Consider the following 16,163-nt stretch of genomic DNA (forward strand, 5'->3'; position numbering starts at 1 on the left):
GCCCGAGGCTACCTGCCCGCCGCGCCACTCGGCTGTTCATCTCAGAGCGTGACGCGCTGGTCCGGAGTCAGGAACAGCTTGTCGCCCGCCACCACGCCGAACGTGGTGTAGTACTCCGCGATATTGCGGACCACCTGGTTGGCGCGAAACTCGTTGGGCGAGTGCACGTCCCTGGCGAGCAGCATCTCCTTCGTCTGCTTGGTCGCCTGCTGCCGCCAGATCCTGGCCCAGGACAGGAACACTGTCTCGAGATCCGGCAGCTTGCCGTCACGCTCGGCGGCCGCGCGATATGCGGCCAGTGCGATCTGCAGGCCGCGCAGGTCGGCGAGGTTCTCGCCGACGGTCAGCGCGCCGTTGACGTGCTTGCTCGGGTCGAGGCCCTCGGGCACCAATGCGTCGTACTGCGCGATGAGCTGCTTGGTCTTGGCCTCGAACGCGTCCGTGTCCTCGCGGGTCCACCAGTCGCGCCGGTTGCCGTCGCCGTCGTACTTGGCGCCCTGGTCATCGAAGCCGTGCCCGATCTCATGGCCGATGACCGCGCCGATGCCGCCGAAGTTCACTGCGGATACGGCGTCGGCGTCGAAGAACGGCGTCTGCAGGATGGCGGCCGGGAAGGTGATCTGGTTGGCGTTCGGGTCGTACATGGCGTTCACCGTCTGCGGTGGGAAGCCCCATTCGGTCTTGTCGACCGGCGTACCGAGCTTGTTGAAGCCGCGGGCGACCTCGAAAGTCCTTACCGCCCGGACGGATTCGATCAACTTACCCTTGGTGATCTTTACCCCTGAGTAGTCGATCCACTTGTCCGGGTACCCGATCTTCGCGACGATCTTGTCGAGTTTCGCGAGTGCGGCGGTCTTGGTCGTCGGCGACATCCACGAGGACTTGGTGAAATCCTGCCGGTACGCGGCCATCAGATCGGCGACCAGCGCCTTGGCCCGATCCTTCGACTTCGCCGGAAAGTGCTGGGCCACATAGAGTTTGCCGAACGGCTCGCCGAGATTCCGGTTGACCGTCGCGAGACCGTCTTTCCACGCCTCCTGGCGCTGATCACGGCCCTGCAGTGTCTTGTCGACGAATTCGAACGCGGCGTCCGCGATGGCCTTGGGCAGGTAGGGCGCGAACTCCTTGACGACACCGAGGCGCAGATACTCCCGCCACTGCGCGATATCGACGTCGGCCCACAGCTGGCCGGCGGCCGTGACGAACGAGGGCTGCCGGACCACCAGGCTGTCGAACAGCTGCTTGGGCCGGTCGGTGCTGCCCGCCAGCCACGGATCCCAGTCGAATTGCGGTGCCAGCTTGGTCAATTCGGCCCAGCTGACCAGGTTGTAGGTGGTGTCGGGATCGCGGTCGCGGACACTGTCCCAGTAGCCGGCCGCGATGCGGGTCTCCAGGTCGAGCACCCGCTGCGCGGCGCCGGCCGGATCGGGTAGGTTCGCGCCCGCGCCGATGTGCTCCAGATAGGTCCGATAGGCGGCGATCTGCTCGGCATATTCGGGCTTGCGGTAGTACTGCTCGTCCAGATTGGCGTCGATGCCCGACTGGCTGATCATGGCGATGTAGTTGCTGGAGTTCTTCTGATCGACGACGACCTGCAGCCCGATCAGCCCCGAGATCGGCAGCGAACCCATCACCCGGGCCAGGTCCGCCTTGGTCGTCGCGCCGTCGATCGCGGCGATCAGGTCGGTGATCGGCGTCAAGCCGAGCCGCTCGATCTCGCCACGATCGAGCCTGGCGTCGTACAGATCGCGGATCTGCTGCTCGGTCGATCCTGCCTTCGGATTGCGGATGCCCTCGACGATGCCGCGCAGCTGCTGCTCGGTGCGGTCGTTCGCCTCGTCGAAGGCGCCGAACGACGACTTGTCCGGCGGCAGCTGATACTGCGCCAGCCACGCGCCGTTGACGTGCCGGTACAGGTCGTCCTGCGGCCGGATCGCGGGGTTCGCCCCGGCCAGGTCGACGCCGGTGAGCCGGACGTTCGAGACTTGCGAATCCTGTGAGCAGGACGCCAACGTCGCCGCGGCGGGCACAGCCGCGAGGGCGAGCAGGAAGGCGCGGCGATCGAGACGAGCGGACGAGCTCAAGAGCATCCCCTTTTCGGTACGGTCGAGCCGAACGGTGCTTCTCCTTATTGATCTTGCTCGATCCGAGGGTAGCGGCGCGCGATGGCGCGCCCGGGGAGACGCTGGTCTCAACCCAGGGGGCCGATTTGGGGCGACCTGCGGGTTCACCTACACTGGACCAGTTGCCTGCGGGAGCTATGCCCGCAATCCGGCAGTGAACCCCCAGTGGTTGGTTCTCGAGTTGCACATTCGGAGCCACGAAACCGCTGGCAGGCGCGCGTCCGGAGGGCAACTGACCATGCCCGTCGGGTCGGCAATCCGGCGTGCGTATACATCCAGGTCCAGGAGGAGCTGAAGTGATTCAGCAGGAGTCGCGACTGCGCGTCGCCGACAACACGGGCGCGAAGGAAATCCTTTGCATCCGCGTTCTCGGTGGTTCGTCGCGTCGCTATGCCGGTATCGGCGACATCATCGTCGCTACCGTGAAGGACGCTGTCCCCGGTGGCAACGTCAAGAAGGGTGAGGTCGTCAAGGCCGTCATCGTGCGCACCACCAAGGAGCGCCGTCGCCCGGACGGTTCGTACATCAAGTTCGACGAGAACGCGGCCGTGCTGATCAAGGCGGACAACGACCCGCGTGGCACCCGCATCTTCGGCCCGGTCGGCCGCGAGCTGCGCGAGAAGAAGTTCATGAAGATCGTTTCGCTGGCCCCGGAGGTGCTCTGACATGAAGGTGCACAAGGGCGACACCGTGCTCGTCATCTCGGGTAAGGACAAGGGCGCCAAGGGCAAGGTCATTCAGGCCTACCCGGAGCGCAACCGGATCCTGGTCGAGGGCGTGAACCGGATCAAGAAGCACGTCGCGAACTCCACCAACCAGCGTGGTGCCTCTTCGGGCGGCATCGTGACCCAGGAAGCTCCGATCCACGTGTCCAACGTGATGATCGTCGACTCCGATGGCAAGCCGACCCGCGTCGGTTACCGGACCGACGAGGAGAGCGGCAAGCGGGTCCGGATCTCCCGTAACAACGGGAAGGACATCTGACATGACTACCTCTGAGCAGACCCAGCCGCGCCTGAAGGCGCGCTACCGGGCCGAGATCAAGGACGCGCTCAACAGCGAGTTCAACTACGCCAACGTGATGCAGATCCCCGGCGTGGTCAAGGTTGTCGTGAACATGGGTGTCGGCGACGCCGCTCGTGACGCGAAGCTCATCAACGGTGCGGTCAAGGACCTCGAGCTGATCACCGGTCAGAAGCCGGAGATCCGCAAGGCGACCAAGTCGATCGCGCAGTTCAAGCTGCGTGAAGGCATGCCCATCGGTGCGAAGGTCACGCTGCGTGGCGATCGCATGTGGGAGTTCCTGGACCGCCTGGTCTCCATCGCGCTGCCCCGTATCCGCGACTTCCGCGGCCTGTCGCCGAAGCAGTTCGACGGCAACGGCAACTACACGTTCGGCCTCAGCGAGCAGTCGATGTTCCACGAGATCGACGTGGACTCCATCGACCGTCCGCGCGGTATGGACATCACCGTCGTGACCACCGCGACGAACAACGAAGAGGGCCGCGCCCTGCTCAAGCACCTCGGCTTCCCGTTCAAGGAGAACTGACGATGGCCAAGAAAGCACTGCGGATCAAGGCTGAGGCCAAGCCGAAGTTCGCCGTCCGCGCCTACACCCGCTGCCAGCGTTGCGGTCGCCCGCACGCGGTCTACCGCAAGTTCGGCCTCTGCCGTGTCTGCCTTCGTGAGATGGCGCACCGCGGTGAGCTCCCCGGCGTGCACAAGAGCTCCTGGTGATCCTGCCCTCCTCGTGAGTGCAGTCGCCTAGGACTTAGAACTGAACAAAGGCACGGTCTCCACTGGAGGCCGTGCCTTTGTGCGTGATTCGCCGTTGCTGACTTCGTCAGTTGTGCCGGCCCAACAATTCCAGCGAGCGCTGGTGCGCGCTGACCGCCAAGGCGGTCTCCCTCGCGGCGTCGGACCCGCCTTGTCCGGCGAGGTACGTATGCAGATTGGCTTTGGCCTCGTACCAGGCCGCGCGCTCGATGTCGCCGGCCTCGGCAGTGGGGCGGCTCAGAGTCAGAGCGGTCATTTCGACCAGGACGTTCACCCGCGGTTCCTCCTCGGCAATATTGCAGATGTTTCGCTCGGTACACCGTGACCTGCGTTCGAAGCGTTACGCCCGTCGCGAGTACCTACGTAGTATGTGCAGCTCTGCCACCCGCCCAATAGAGGTCACGTGGTGTTCGCTGAGATGTCCTATCGAGGTTGCTGGATCGCGCCCAGGTGGCCTCAGTCCAGGCAGAACCCCCGCATACGGCCGCATTGCAGCGTTGTTGCATCCAATGTGCTGCCCGATTGCCACCGGATTCGAGACCTATCCTGGCACCCAGGGAGCGAGGCACCTTGTGTTCCAGATGTGTTGTGGCAGTTCAGAATTCGAGTTCAGACCAAGGGATGTGGATCGGGAACGGGAATTCGGCGGATATGCCGTCGGAATCCTTGGGAGTCCACTTACCGGTGAGCAGGTAGTTGGCGGGATAGAGCGGGCGGACCCCTTCAGGGAGCTCGCCGTGGCTGGTCTCCAGCGCGAACGCCCGGACTATCGCGATGGCACTCTTCTCGCGTTCCAGCGTCACCTCCCAGTACCAGGGAATGCCGGCGTTCGCGTACCGTGCCTGCCTCTCAACGATGTCGGTCTGCATGTCCGACGGTGAAAGCACTTCACCTGCCATGAGCACATCGTCTGCGTGCACATCTTGGTAGGGGGTCCGGAGGCATCGATGCACCACGAAGTCCGGCGTCATGAAATCGGACTTTCCCGACGTCCCGAAGAAGATGGTGGTTCCCGTAAGGACTCGCGAGCAGTGCAGCGGATTCGCGGCCGTATCCGCTCGTGAACACCGTCGCAGGCCGCTCCACATCAGGTTGGTGAACTCCTGGTGCTCAGCCGGCCCGCGCCGTATCCAAACCACTCGCCCACCCCATAGCTCGATCTGCCCGGCGATCTCCTGAGGGAGTTGCTCGAGCTCCTCCCATGCCAGGTACTCAGGGAAGTCAGGCGGTTCGATGCGCGGCAGCGACATTGCTCAATCGTAGGTGCGACTGGCAGCTGCCGAGAGCATCGTCGTCCACAGGAATCCAACGGAACCCAGCCCGCACCTGGTGCGTCATAGTAAGGACGGAGCATCGCTGATTCACCATCGAGAGGAGCTGGTCGGCCATGGGAGATCCATCGTCGCTATCGGTTGAGCCCGAAGAGGTGAAAGCGTTGGGACGCCTGGCTCACCAGATTGCGGAGGAGTTGAAGTCCGGGTATTCGTCGCTGGTCACCGATACCAAGGTCACGATCGACAGTTGGGCGGGGAACAACGCAGGTGCATTTACCGCCGCGTGGGATGAGTTCCATGAAGGCGCGGACCAGGTGTGGGATGCGTTGCTCGAGCTGGCAGAAAAACTGGGCGTGACTGCTGAAACGCTCCGTACGACCGACCAGTCCTTCGCTTCGGGCCTCAGCTCCCTGGACCTCCCCTGAACGGCGGCCGATCTCATGTCTGCTGATACGCCAGCATTTTCGGTCGACCTCGACAAGCTCGAGGAGTTGGCCGCACGCATGCGCGCGTACAAGGCCGCGGTTGCCGATCGTCTGGCAGAGCTCGAGGCGAAAGCCAAGGAGGTCGAGGGTGTTTGGGTCGGCGCGGCAGCTGTGGCCTACAGCCAGGCGCACATCGAGTGGGTGGCGGGGGTTACCGATATGCAAGATGGACTCGCGGCACTGGAAGCAGCGTTGAAAACCGCTCATGAGAGCTACACGAACGCTGGCACTGAGACTCTCCGGATTCTCGGCATATGAGCAGGCTCGAGGTTGATCCGAAGGTCTACTACCAGGCCGCCACCAACTGCTTCGATGCCGCTGCGGCGCTGAACGACAGCTTCAAATACGTCTTCGGCGAGCTCAACAGCTGCGGGCAGATGGCAGGCCGAGACGAGGACGGCCGCGCCTGGGCGAGCTCCTACGACGAGTCCGCCCGCGACGCCGTCTCGTTCTTCGACCAAACCTTTTCCACCCTGCGCGCCTACGGCACCGCCCTCAACGACCTCGGTTTCGAACACGCCAAATCCGATGCCGCGCTAAAGGGTACGGCACAACCGGACAGACCGGCAGACTCGGCATCGACAGTAACCTTCGGCCCCTACGCCCTCCCGGCATCAGCAGCGGGTGGAACGCCCCAGGGCCTGGCGAAAACGTCGATCGAAGTCCTCGACGCCATCAACTGCCCACTCCCAGACGGCGACACCGACACCCTGACCAAAGCCGCCGACGCCTGGGACCGCCTCGGCACGATCTACCAGAACACCAACGCCAAAGACAAAATCACCATCGCCGCCAGCCTCTTCGACGACGTCACCTCCAAGGACGCGGTCCAGGTTCGAGAAGACCTGAAAACCCTGGAAACATCCATCGGCCAACTCCTCACCACCTGCACTCAGATCAGCAAGACCTGCCTCGACTACAAAGAATCGATCGTCGAACTCCGCAACGAGATCAAAGGTTTCATCGAATCCATCATCGAAGAGGCCGCCATCAATGTGGCGGTGATCGTCATAGCCTCTTGTCTGACGGGTGTCGGCGGTCTGATCGCCGGCGCCAAAGCCGCCGAATCAGCCCGCAAATGGGCCGTGAAGATCAAAGAGGCCGTCACCGCCTGGCGAGCACGCAAGGTCCTGCAGCTCAAGGGACTGGCTGAGGACGCGAAGACCGCCCTCGCAAAGGGCAGGCAGGCCGTCAAAGACCTACGCGACCGGTTGGGAAAGAAGGGCGATGACTTTGGAAAGCTTCCCAAAAGTCGCGGCAAAATCGATGAAACGGAGAAGGCGTTCTCTCCAGAGGAGAGAAAGATTGCTGATCTGTTGGCGGATGAAGGAAAAGATGTAAAGTCCGTCAAGGAAGGCGTAGATCGCACCCCTGATTCTACTGTCGATGGAGTGCCTACGGAATTCAAGTCACTGGATGAGGGTGCGTCGAATGTATCCGTAAAGAACGCTCTGAACAGTGCGCGCGGCCAAGCTGAACACGCTATCATCGATGCGCGAGCAAGTGGGATTTCGCAGGAAGAAGCTCAGCGTGGGTTGAATAGATTCTTGGGTGCCAGTCCTGACAAGATGAAGGGTGTTCGAATTGTTGGAGACGGTTGGGAGATCAATTGGCCATAGGAAGGATTTCCCGTGAGCGCCTACCATGAAATATTCCTGAAGACCGCGAAATCGTTCGATGAAGTGATCGAAGATGTCGGCGAAGCTGTCGGGGTCGAACTTGCCTCCGAACCAGCGTCGAATGCCGTTCTATATCGTGCCGTGACGGACTCGTCAGTTATCGAAGTCGAGGCTTCGCATGCGTACGAGGACGATTATGGCATAGAATTTTCCAGATTGCCCATCCTGATCACAGTCCGCGATCTGGACTCTGACAAGGATCGAGAAGAATCCACGGCGCGCTCGCTCATTCAGGTCCTGGCAAACGATGGTGGTTACACAGGTCTTTTGGTTTTTGATCTGAAGAGACAGCTTGCCGAGATTTGAGCGGCAGCGACGGGTCGAGGAGATTGTGGACTTGATATGCTGACAGGCTTTCGAAGCTGCATTATAATCTGCGAACTGGCGGCACACGATGATTCGAGGCACTCGTTCGAATGAAGGCTGAACTGAAACGTATCCATAGTCCGGACGCGAATCTGGAGAAAGGGCCGCTGCCCTCCGATGCACTGTTTGTTCAGTTGATGATCGGTCTGATCGGCGGCTCTGGTGAAGAATCCTTTGATCTCGTGGTGTGCACTCCGGAGGCGCGAGTCTGTTCTGGGCTCGGGCTATCTGGGCTCGAGCCGCTGTCTGCTGGTGCTGGAGCGAATCGATCCCACCTTGATCGGACAATACGTCGACAACTTATTGAGGGATATTGATCGACCGACTTGGCCGGAGTTGGCGGCAGAGATCGGTCAGTTCGCCAAATGGGAATTTCACGAGTACCGGCCGTAGTAATCGGGGTGTTGACTTGATATCTTCGCGGCGCACGGCGGTGGATCTTCGGGTGTTTCCTCCGGGGATGCGGAGAGTCGTGCGTAGCTGGTGTGAGTGGCAGGCCGCAGCCTTGCGGAGCGAAGGAATCGGTCGATCTCGAATTGTCGGAGTTGCCTCAGAGTATGAATTATGGCTCGCTAACCCACCACGATTGAAGAATGATCAACTGTGTATTGAGATCGGTGGGTTGAAGTGGATTGTTGCGCAGTCGAGAGATGTCTGGCTGCTTACAAAAGATGAGCGAGATATCTCTAGCCCGGTCGGTCAGTTGCGCAACTTCGATGACATGGCAAAGTATCTACTGTGTTTGATGGGAGGAGTTGCTTACACCAGGCAGCTCCGCGCTGCGGCACCCGGTATCCGGTGGTACCGGGAAGGTGTCGACCCTCGTGTGCGGCTCGAGCAGGCCGACTCGACCCTCGAGTATTCAGATCGACTCCTCTACGTCGATGACGAAGCCATCGACCGCGGTCACCTCGGAGAAATCGACGCGGTCCGATTCTCGCATCCGCTTGTGATGACCTACGAAGAGGTGGACTCCGTATTCAAGTCGGGGCTCCCGCAGGGATGGTTTGAGCTCGATATCGATATGATCGAATGACTCGTCCCGTTGGGTGGGTCGGGCCGACTGACTTAGCAGGCGGCGGGACTCCATAGTAGGATCCGGAGATTTAGAAGCGGACCTGTTAAATTTCCTGGCAAATTCTAGGAGCGATGACAGTACGGCATCGGGTCGATGCGATTCCCGAACTTGGTCGGTATATTTACTACTTTAGCGCTCATGAGCGGCTCTAACAGATAATGGTAAACGACGAAATCGTTACCATGCGCGTGGATGCGGCGGAGCAGCTCGCTAGATACGGAGGGATGATGTAGATGCGATGAGCTATGTATTCGATGTCGACGGTGACACGGTCTGGAGTCCGTCGCTGCGAGTGGGCGACCTGTACGTTCGGATGCTTCGGGATGTCGGATCGGTTCTGGGTGCGCAAGCTGGACTCGATGCGGTATCTTCCGATATGTGGGATATCGATATATGTGCCTTCGAGCAGCTCGTAAAGCTAATGTATGAAAAATAGTTCAGCAGTGGGAATCAGGTGCTCGAGATTCTGATCGAGGGTGTCCTCGCGCCGTCCATTGTGATCCTGGAGCGTGCTGGCAAGGGAATTCGGCCCGGCAGTGATCGAGAGCGAGAGTTTTGCGAGAGAGCCCTTGAGTTATCGATGGCGCGATGAAGTGCCACTTGATTGCCCGGGACTTGTCGTGACCCGTGATTATGCAGATTACCCAAACCTTGCTGGCCTCTATTTAGAGGACAGCTATGTCATTGACATTATTGAAAGCGCTTCCGAGGTCAAGTTTTTACTCGAAGCAGTCCTGACGCCGGAGCATTCTCGCTATCATTCGCCTACGGATGGTGAACAACATTGCTACGTTGACGGTGAGCTCGTCTTCACTGAAGTTCGCAGCGTCGAGTGGCTGGACCAGTCGTTGCAAAGTTTTAAGGATGCTACCGGCAATGAGGACTTGGGAAACATCGACTCGCTGACCAGCTCGGACGGGGCATACTCAGTGAGCGGTGACTGGGGAAGAGTTCGGATTCGCAGCAATGCGGAACCGGAGTTCAGAATTTCTCTGCCCTAATGGCAGGGATATGTCCAAGTCCAGTGGGTTCGGGTGATCCGTAGATCTGGCCAGTCTTCGTCGAATTCGACGAAGTGTGTTCCGCCGAGAAAATCGAGGCCGGCTGGTTCGGGTGGTCGAATCGGTTTCAACGATGAGGGCTCTGCTGGGGAGGTTTCGACCCAGCCGCCTGAATAGGTGAAGCGTTGGGTTTCCGAGGCCGGGCGGAATCCGTTGAAGTAGTCCTCCGAGAGGAAGATGGTTACCTCGGAGCTGAACAAATCAGGTGTGCTGACCAGGCAGGCGACGCGGCTGCGGGGAGGGCGGCGTGGGGATTGTTCGACTGCTTGGGCCGCAGCGAACACGGTAGCGAGGCAGGTCTTGCGGATCGCGTTGGTTGTTTGTGGTGAATCGACGAGCTTGTTGAAGACCGGAATCTTGAAGTTCCAGTAGCGCTGGTCGGCGAGGGTGTCGGCTTTGGGGATCTGGTCGGCGATCCACTCTGGCCACTGCGCGAGTCGGCGCAGGTGGCGTCCAGGATTGCGGAGCTTCTTCGCCGGTTGCAGGTCGAGTCGACGCATCAGGGGAGTTTATGCATAAATTTGCACAGAACAGGTCGACCGATTTGATCGGTGCAAATATATGCGAAGAGTCGGACGGGCCCGAGGTGGGCTGGAGGGCGAGCTGCGCGGCTATCGGGTCAGGTCGGCGAAGCTGATCTCACCGAGCACGACGTGCTCGAGCTCGAGGAAACCTTCGCGGTGCAACCGGTGTAGTCGGTACTCGGCGGCGTGCGCGTCGAGTCGGAACTCGCGGACCTCTTCGATGTCGTACTTGGTGTCGAGAGAAACGACCAGATACGCCGGAATGCCTGCGCGGGCATACTGCACCTTTTTGTCGAGCAGATCCTCGGCCGCGGTAGACGGTGACGAAACCTCGATGACGATCAGCGCATCGCCTGCTTCCGGCTTTGCGCCGCGTTCCGGCAGACAGCGGTAAACCGTCACATCCGGTCGGCGGAAGGTGAACTTCGGTACCCGCCAAAGGACAACGTCGATATCGGTTTCGACGCGCACACATGGTTCGGTACTCGGCAACTGCTCCATGGCGCCAGCGAGCCTACGTGCGACCCGATTGTGCTCCGGTACCGGAGATTCGCAGACGATCACATGCCCGTGCACAACCTCGATCTCGCGCGAGATGTCCTCGGGGAGGCTGCGGTACTCCTCCTCGGTCATCTCGTGCGGCAGGCCGGCCGACGCATCGATCGTCATACTTGGAAGCGTACCCAGTCGGTCCGCTAACCGAGCTGCGTAGTGGCGGTACCGTAGCTTCCGAACGCCCCAGTGTCGCCCTCTGAGCAATCATGCGCCTGGGGCTCCTTCATGCCCTGTGTGGAAGCAGCGAATGCCCCGGATTTGGCCGCCAGCTGGGCGTTGTCTACACTAGACCGGTTGCCTGGGCACCTCTGTGTCCGCAGGTCTGTGTGCAGTGATGGCCAGACCCCTGCGGCCCGCCCTGGCACCGAGAACTCATTTTGAGAACTCATCCGGTCGGCAAGCGTCGACCGGACCAGCCCAATTGCTGTAGGCCCACGATCGGCATGCCTTGTGCTCGCCGGTGTTGCATGGGAACCGTAGCGAGAAAGGTGTCGAGGTCTAACCATGACCATGACTGATCCGATCGCGGACTTCTTGACTCGTCTGCGCAACGCCAACTCGGCGTACCACGATCAGGTGAAGGCTCCGCACTCGAAGCTCAAGGCGAACATCGCCGAGATCCTCAAGCGCGAGGGCTACATCGCCGATTACCGGACCGAGGACGCGACCGTGGGCAAGGCCCTCGTTGTCGACCTCAAGTACGGCCCCAGCCGTGAGCGCAGCCTGCAGGGCCTGCGCCGCGTCTCGAAGCCGGGTCTGCGTGTGTACGCGAAGTCCACCAACCTGCCCAAGGTCCTGGGCGGCCTCGGCGTGGCGATCATCTCCACGTCGACCGGTCTGCTCACCGATCGCCAGGCGGCCAAGCAAGGTGTAGGCGGGGAAGTCCTCGCCTACGTCTGGTAAGGGGAGGTAGGACAAATGTCGCGTATTGGCAAGAAGCCCATCGCAATTCCGGCCGGTGTCGAGATCACCATCGACGGCCAGGACATCTCGGTGAAGGGTCCCAAGGGCACCCTGTCGCTCACCGTTTCCGAGCCGATCACCATCAGCAAGGGTGAAGACGGCCAGCTCGAGGTCGTTCGCCCGAACGACGAGCGCCAGAACCGCTCGCTGCACGGCCTGACCCGCACCCTCGTCGCCAACATGGTCGAAGGCGTGACCAAGGGCTACGAGAAGAAGATGGAAATCTTCGGTGTCGGTTACCGCGTGCAGGCCAAGGGCTCGAACCTGGAGTTCGCCCTCGGCTACAGCCACCCGGTGCCGATCGAGGCCCCGGCGGGCATCACCTTCGCGGTGGAATCGCCCACCAAGTTCTCCGTGTCCGGTATCGACAAGCAGGCGGTCGGCCAGATCTCCGCTGTGATCCACGGACTGCGCAAGCCCGACCCGTACAAGGGCAAGGGCATCCGCTACGCCGGCGAGGTCGTTCGCCGCAAGGTCGGAAAGACGGGTAAGTGATCATGGCGCAAACCGAAAACCAGATCGCCAAGCGCAAGCCGCGTGGCAAGGACGTGTCGACGACGCGTCGTCTGTCGAAGACCCGCCGTCACTTCCGTCTGCGCAAGAAGGTCGCCGGCACCACCGAGCGTCCGCGCCTGGTGGTCAACCGCTCCTCGCGGCACCTGCACGCGCAGCTGATCGACGATTCGATCGGCCAGACCATCGCCGCCGCGTCCTCGATCGAGGCCGACGTGCGTGCGCTGGACGGCGACAAGTCGGCCAAGAGCAAGAAGGTCGGCGCACTGCTGGCCGAGCGTGCCAAGGCTGCCGGCGTCGAGGCCGTCGTGTTCGACCGTGGTGGTCACGACTACCACGGCCGCATCGCGGCGCTCGCCGACGCTGCTCGCGAAGGTGGGTTGAAGTTCTGATGATCAAGACCAACGGAAGGAACGTCTGATGCCGGGACGTCAACGGCGTGACGGCGGCAGCGGACCCGCCGGACAGCAGAATGGTGCCGCCGGTGGCGGCGACAACCAGCGTGGTGGCGGCCGCGACCGCCGCGGCGGCAACGACCGTCGTGACCAGCAGGCCGAGAAGAACCAGCTCGAGCGCGTCGTCGCGATCAACCGCGTCTCGAAGGTCGTGAAGGGTGGTCGTCGCTTCAGCTTCACCGCCCTCGTGATCGTCGGTGACGGCAACGGTCTGGTCGGCGTCGGCTACGGCAAGGCCAAGGAAGTTCCCGCGGCCATCCAGAAGGGTGTCGAGGAGGCTCGCAAGAGCTTCTTCCGCGTCCCGATGATCGGCTCCACCATCGTCCACCCGGTTCAGGGTGAGGCGGCGGCCGGTGTCGTCATGCTGCGTCCGGCCTCGCCCGGTACCGGTGTGATCGCCGGTGGTGCGGCTCGTGCCGTGCTGGAATGCGCTGGCATCCATGACATCCTGGCGAAGTCGCTCGGTAGCGACAACGCCATCAACGTCGTGCACGCGACCGTTGCGGCGCTCAAGATGCTGCAGCGTCCGGAAGAGGTCGCGGCTCGCCGTGGCCTGCCGCTCGAGGACGTTGCCCCTGCGGGCATGCTGCGTGCGCGCGCCCAGGCTGCGGGAGGTGCCAGGTAATGGCAGATCTCAAGGTGACCCAGATCAAGAGCACGATCGGCGCCAAGAAGAACCAGCGTGACAGTTTGCGCACGCTCGGTCTGCGCAAGATCCGGCAGACCGTGGTTCGCGAGGACAACTCGCAGAACCGGGGACTCATCAACGTCGTGCGCCACCTCGTGACAGTTGAGGAGGTCTGACATGACCATCAAGTTGCATCACCTGCGTCCCGCGCCCGGTGCCAAGACCGAGAAGACTCGGGTCGGCCGTGGTGAGGGTTCCAAGGGTAAGACCGCGGGCCGTGGTACCAAGGGCACCAAGGCACGCAAGAACGTCCCCGCCTCCTTCGAGGGTGGGCAGATGCCGCTGCACATGCGGCTGCCCAAGCTCAAGGGCTTCACGAACCGGTTCCGCACGGAATACCAGGTCGTGAATGTCGGCGTCATCGCCAAGCTGTTCCCCGAGGGCGGCCAGATCGGCAAGGCCGAGCTCGTGGCGGCCGGTGCGGTTCGCAAGAACCAGCTGGTGAAGGTCCTCGGCGACGGCGAGATCGGCGTCGCGGTCCAGGTGACCGTCGACAAGGTGACCGGCGCGGCCAAGGAAAAGATCACTGCGGCCGGTGGCTCTGTCACCGAGCTGGGCTGACGGTACTCTGCAGTCAATGGCACCGGACGAGTGAAAGCTCGTCCGGTGCCACTGTTAGAGTTCAAGTTGTTGTCTGCCAAGCCTCGTCATGGTTTTCAGCGTCCCCAGATGCCGCACCGTCGGATCTGGGGTATTGCTTGAATTCCCATGTCCTGACCACCATGTCGTTCGCCAGGAGGATCTGTGCTTTCCGCCTTCGTATCGGCCTTCCGGACTCCGGACTTACGGCGGAAGATTCTCTTCACGCTGGGGTTGATCGCGCTGTACCGTCTGGGTGCCGCGCTGCCGTCCCCCGGCGTCGATTACAGGGCCGTCCAGGACTGCATCAAGCAGGTATCCGGCGGTGATTCCGGCGGTATCTACCAGCTGATCAACCTGTTCTCCGGTGGCGCGCTGCTGCAGCTGTCGGTGTTCGCGATCGGCATCATGCCGTACATCACCGCGAGCATCATCATCCAGCTGCTGACCGTCGTCATCCCGCGGTTCGAGGAACTGCGCAAGGAAGGCCAGTCCGGCCAGAACAAGATGACGCAGTACACCCGGTACCTGTCGATCGCGCTGGCGATCCTGCAGGCCACCGGTCTGGTCGCGCTCGCCTCCCGCAAGCAGCTGCTGCAGGGCTGCGACAAGAACATCATCGCCGACAACGGCATCTTCGGCATGATCATCATCGTGCTGGTGATGACCGCCGGTGCGGCCCTGGTGATGTGGTTCGGCGAGCAGATCACCGAGCGCGGTGTCGGCAACGGCATGTCGCTGCTGATCTTCGCCGGTATCGCCGCGCGCATCCCCACCGAGGGCAAGTCCATCCTGGACAGCCGTGGCGGTCTGGTGTTCGGCCTGGTGTGTGTCGCCGCGTTCGCGATCATCACCGCAGTCATCTTCGTCGAGCAGGGCCAGCGCCGAATTCCGGTGCAGTACGCCAAACGTGTGGTCGGCCGGAAGATGTACGGCGGCTCCTCGACCTATCTTCCGCTGAAGGTCAACCAGGCCGGCGTCATCCCGGTCATCTTCGCGTCCTCGCTGCTGTATCTGCCCAACCTGGTTTCCCAGCTCACCTCCTCGAAGAACAACCCGAATCCGAGCTGGTGGCAGGACATCATCGCCAAGTACCTGGTGAACCCGGGCAACCCGGTCTACATCGCGATCTACTTCGGTCTGATCGTGTTCTTCACCTACTTCTACGTCGCGATCACCTTCAACCCGGAGGAACGCGCGGACGAGATGAAGAAGTTCGGTGGCTTCATCCCGGGGTACCGCCCCGGCAAGCCCACCGCGGATTACCTCAACCATGTGCTGAGTCGCATCACCCTCCCCGGCTCGGTCTACCTCGGTCTTGTCGCTGTCCTGCCGAATCTTTTCCTCGATATCGGCGCTTCCGGTAACGGTCAGAACCTCCCGTTCGGCGGCACCGCGGTGCTGATCATGGTGAGCGTCGGCCTGGACACGGTGAAGCAGATCGAAAGTCAGCTGATGAATCGAAATTACGAAGGGTTCCTCAAGTGAGAGTTGTACTGCTCGGTCCGCCGGGTGCCGGCAAGGGCACTCAGGCCGTCCTGCTTTCGGAAAAACTGGGCGTTCCGCACATCTCCACCGGGGATCTGTTCCGCGCGAACATCAGCCAGCAGACGCTGCTCGGCCGCGAAGCACAGAAGTACATGGATGCCGGCGATCTGGTGCCGAGCGATGTCACCAACCGCATGGTCGAGGCGCGGGTCAACGAGACCGACGCCGCGAACGGCTTCGTGCTCGACGGCTACCCGCGCACGGTCGATCAGGCCGACGCGCTGGAGAAGATCCTCGCCGAGATGGACAAGAAGCTCGATGCGGTGCTGAGCTTCGACGTGCCCGAGGAGACCGTGATCGAGCGGTTGGTCGAGCGTGGCCGCACCAGCGGTCGCAGCGACGACAACGCCGAGGTCATCCACAACCGGATGGTGGTCTACCGCGACGAGACCGCGCCGCTGCTCGAGCATTACGACGGCCTGGTCGTCCCGGTGGACGCGGTCGGCAGCATCGACGAGGTGCATGCCCGCGTGCTGCACGCCCTGGGCCGCTGATG

General features: G+C 61.8%; 25 protein-coding genes and 1 pseudogene. 21 read left to right on the forward strand and 5 right to left on the reverse strand.

Going from position 1 to position 16,163, the window contains the following annotated elements; all coding sequences use genetic code 11:
- Nucleotides 1-41: 41 nt before the first annotated feature.
- On the reverse strand, nt 42-2,090 hold the full coding sequence (locus tag ABZ942_RS25785; protein ID WP_357386186.1) for a M13 family metallopeptidase: 2,049 nt from the start codon (nt 2,088-2,090) through the stop codon (nt 42-44).
- 329 nt (nt 2,091-2,419) lie between these two features.
- Here ABZ942_RS25785 and rplN point away from each other — a divergent pair, with 329 nt between their 5' ends.
- Genes rplN through ABZ942_RS25805 form a run of 4 tightly spaced genes read left to right on the forward strand, consistent with a single transcriptional unit; the run spans nt 2,420 to nt 3,860 of the window.
- Entirely contained in the window at nt 2,420-2,788 is a 369-nt protein-coding gene (rplN, locus tag ABZ942_RS25790; RefSeq protein WP_107654146.1) for a 50S ribosomal protein L14, read from the forward strand.
- 1 nt (nt 2,789) lies between these two features.
- On the forward strand, nt 2,790-3,107 hold the full coding sequence (gene rplX / locus ABZ942_RS25795; protein ID WP_150404095.1) for a 50S ribosomal protein L24: 318 nt from the start codon (nt 2,790-2,792) through the stop codon (nt 3,105-3,107).
- Between the two features lies 1 nt (nt 3,108).
- A complete protein-coding gene (gene rplE, locus ABZ942_RS25800) occupies nt 3,109-3,672 on the forward strand; it encodes a 50S ribosomal protein L5 (protein WP_107654148.1) in 564 nt (187 codons plus the stop codon).
- 2 nt (nt 3,673-3,674) lie between these two features.
- Entirely contained in the window at nt 3,675-3,860 is a 186-nt protein-coding gene (locus ABZ942_RS25805; RefSeq protein WP_040731429.1) for a type Z 30S ribosomal protein S14, read from the forward strand.
- A gap of 106 nt (nt 3,861-3,966) precedes the next feature.
- Here the strand turns inward: ABZ942_RS25805 and ABZ942_RS25810 are convergent, their stop codons facing one another.
- Together ABZ942_RS25810 and ABZ942_RS25815 are read right to left on the reverse strand one after the other, a co-directional pair.
- Complete coding sequence (locus ABZ942_RS25810) at nt 3,967-4,155, reverse strand: hypothetical protein (protein ID WP_357386189.1); 189 nt, start codon at nt 4,153-4,155, stop codon at nt 3,967-3,969.
- A gap of 340 nt (nt 4,156-4,495) precedes the next feature.
- Nucleotides 4,496-5,149 (reverse strand): Uma2 family endonuclease, encoded by a 654-nt coding sequence (locus ABZ942_RS25815; RefSeq protein WP_357386191.1) that lies wholly within the window; start codon nt 5,147-5,149, stop codon nt 4,496-4,498.
- Nucleotides 5,150-5,286: 137 nt separating this feature from the next.
- On the opposite strand from ABZ942_RS25815, the gene ABZ942_RS25820 reads away from it, so the two are divergent.
- The 9 genes and pseudogenes from ABZ942_RS25820 to ABZ942_RS25860 all read left to right on the forward strand — a co-directional run bounded on the left by ABZ942_RS25820 (nt 5,287) and on the right by ABZ942_RS25860 (nt 9,782).
- Nucleotides 5,287-5,598 (forward strand): WXG100 family type VII secretion target, encoded by a 312-nt coding sequence (locus ABZ942_RS25820; protein WP_357386193.1) that lies wholly within the window; start codon nt 5,287-5,289, stop codon nt 5,596-5,598.
- 15 nt (nt 5,599-5,613) lie between these two features.
- Nucleotides 5,614-5,916, forward strand: a complete 303-nt coding sequence (locus tag ABZ942_RS25825) for a WXG100 family type VII secretion target (RefSeq protein ID WP_357386195.1) — start codon at nt 5,614-5,616, stop codon at nt 5,914-5,916.
- Complete coding sequence (locus ABZ942_RS25830; RefSeq protein WP_357386197.1) at nt 5,913-7,277, forward strand: hypothetical protein; 1,365 nt, start codon at nt 5,913-5,915, stop codon at nt 7,275-7,277. Before ABZ942_RS25825 ends, ABZ942_RS25830 begins: the two co-directional genes overlap by 4 nt.
- Nucleotides 7,278-7,289: 12 nt before the next feature.
- Nucleotides 7,290-7,643, forward strand: a complete 354-nt coding sequence (locus tag ABZ942_RS25835; RefSeq protein ID WP_357386199.1) for a hypothetical protein — start codon at nt 7,290-7,292, stop codon at nt 7,641-7,643.
- 110 nt (nt 7,644-7,753) lie between these two features.
- A complete protein-coding gene (locus tag ABZ942_RS25840; RefSeq protein WP_357386876.1) occupies nt 7,754-8,020 on the forward strand; it encodes a hypothetical protein in 267 nt (88 codons plus the stop codon).
- The gene (locus ABZ942_RS25845; RefSeq protein WP_357386832.1) at nt 7,956-8,096 is read left to right on the forward strand and encodes a hypothetical protein; all 141 of its coding nucleotides are present in this window, start codon (nt 7,956-7,958) and stop codon (nt 8,094-8,096) included. The genes ABZ942_RS25840 and ABZ942_RS25845 overlap by 65 nt, the downstream gene beginning before the upstream one ends.
- Nucleotides 8,097-8,289: 193 nt before the next feature.
- Nucleotides 8,290-8,739: a hypothetical protein gene (locus tag ABZ942_RS25850; RefSeq protein WP_357386201.1), complete on the forward strand. Its 450-nt coding sequence runs from the start codon at nt 8,290-8,292 to the stop codon at nt 8,737-8,739.
- Between the two features lie 280 nt (nt 8,740-9,019).
- Nucleotides 9,020-9,373 (forward strand): annotated as a pseudogene (locus ABZ942_RS25855) (DUF6086 family protein).
- Nucleotides 9,318-9,782, forward strand: coding sequence for a hypothetical protein (locus ABZ942_RS25860; RefSeq protein WP_357386203.1), 465 nt, complete (start codon nt 9,318-9,320; stop codon nt 9,780-9,782). The pseudogene ABZ942_RS25855 and the gene ABZ942_RS25860 overlap by 56 nt, the downstream one beginning before the upstream one ends.
- Here the strand turns inward: ABZ942_RS25860 and ABZ942_RS25865 are convergent.
- Complete coding sequence (locus tag ABZ942_RS25865; protein ID WP_357386205.1) at nt 9,779-10,342, reverse strand: DUF3916 domain-containing protein; 564 nt, start codon at nt 10,340-10,342, stop codon at nt 9,779-9,781. The two genes, ABZ942_RS25860 and ABZ942_RS25865, sit on opposite strands and share 4 nt — an antisense overlap.
- A gap of 111 nt (nt 10,343-10,453) precedes the next feature.
- Nucleotides 10,454-11,035 carry a Uma2 family endonuclease gene (locus tag ABZ942_RS25870; RefSeq protein WP_357386207.1) on the reverse strand — a complete coding sequence of 194 codons (582 nt, stop codon included), beginning with the start codon at nt 11,033-11,035 and terminating at the stop codon, nt 10,454-10,456.
- Between the two features lie 390 nt (nt 11,036-11,425).
- On the opposite strand from ABZ942_RS25870, the gene rpsH reads away from it, so the two are divergent.
- From rpsH to ABZ942_RS25910, 8 genes are all read left to right on the forward strand, one after another.
- Nucleotides 11,426-11,824, forward strand: a complete 399-nt coding sequence (rpsH, locus tag ABZ942_RS25875) for a 30S ribosomal protein S8 (protein ID WP_069161946.1) — start codon at nt 11,426-11,428, stop codon at nt 11,822-11,824.
- Between the two features lie 15 nt (nt 11,825-11,839).
- Nucleotides 11,840-12,379, forward strand: a complete 540-nt coding sequence (gene rplF / locus ABZ942_RS25880; protein WP_357386209.1) for a 50S ribosomal protein L6 — start codon at nt 11,840-11,842, stop codon at nt 12,377-12,379.
- 2 nt (nt 12,380-12,381) lie between these two features.
- A complete protein-coding gene (gene rplR / locus ABZ942_RS25885; protein WP_357386211.1) occupies nt 12,382-12,789 on the forward strand; it encodes a 50S ribosomal protein L18 in 408 nt (135 codons plus the stop codon).
- 28 nt (nt 12,790-12,817) lie between these two features.
- Nucleotides 12,818-13,477, forward strand: a complete 660-nt coding sequence (rpsE, locus tag ABZ942_RS25890; RefSeq protein WP_194834058.1) for a 30S ribosomal protein S5 — start codon at nt 12,818-12,820, stop codon at nt 13,475-13,477.
- The gene (gene rpmD, locus ABZ942_RS25895) at nt 13,477-13,656 is read left to right on the forward strand and encodes a 50S ribosomal protein L30 (protein ID WP_150404110.1); all 180 of its coding nucleotides are present in this window, start codon (nt 13,477-13,479) and stop codon (nt 13,654-13,656) included. The genes rpsE and rpmD overlap by 1 nt, the downstream gene beginning before the upstream one ends.
- Before the next feature lies 1 nt (nt 13,657).
- The gene (rplO, locus tag ABZ942_RS25900) at nt 13,658-14,101 is read left to right on the forward strand and encodes a 50S ribosomal protein L15 (RefSeq protein WP_357386214.1); all 444 of its coding nucleotides are present in this window, start codon (nt 13,658-13,660) and stop codon (nt 14,099-14,101) included.
- 183 nt (nt 14,102-14,284) lie between these two features.
- Nucleotides 14,285-15,607, forward strand: a complete 1,323-nt coding sequence (secY, locus tag ABZ942_RS25905; RefSeq protein ID WP_357386215.1) for a preprotein translocase subunit SecY — start codon at nt 14,285-14,287, stop codon at nt 15,605-15,607.
- Entirely contained in the window at nt 15,604-16,161 is a 558-nt protein-coding gene (locus ABZ942_RS25910; RefSeq protein WP_357386217.1) for an adenylate kinase, read from the forward strand. Before secY ends, ABZ942_RS25910 begins: the two co-directional genes overlap by 4 nt.
- Nucleotides 16,162-16,163 lie beyond the last annotated feature (2 nt).

The organism is Nocardia sp. NPDC046473 (genome assembly GCF_040645995.1).
GTDB lineage: Bacteria > Actinomycetota > Actinomycetes > Mycobacteriales > Mycobacteriaceae > Nocardia.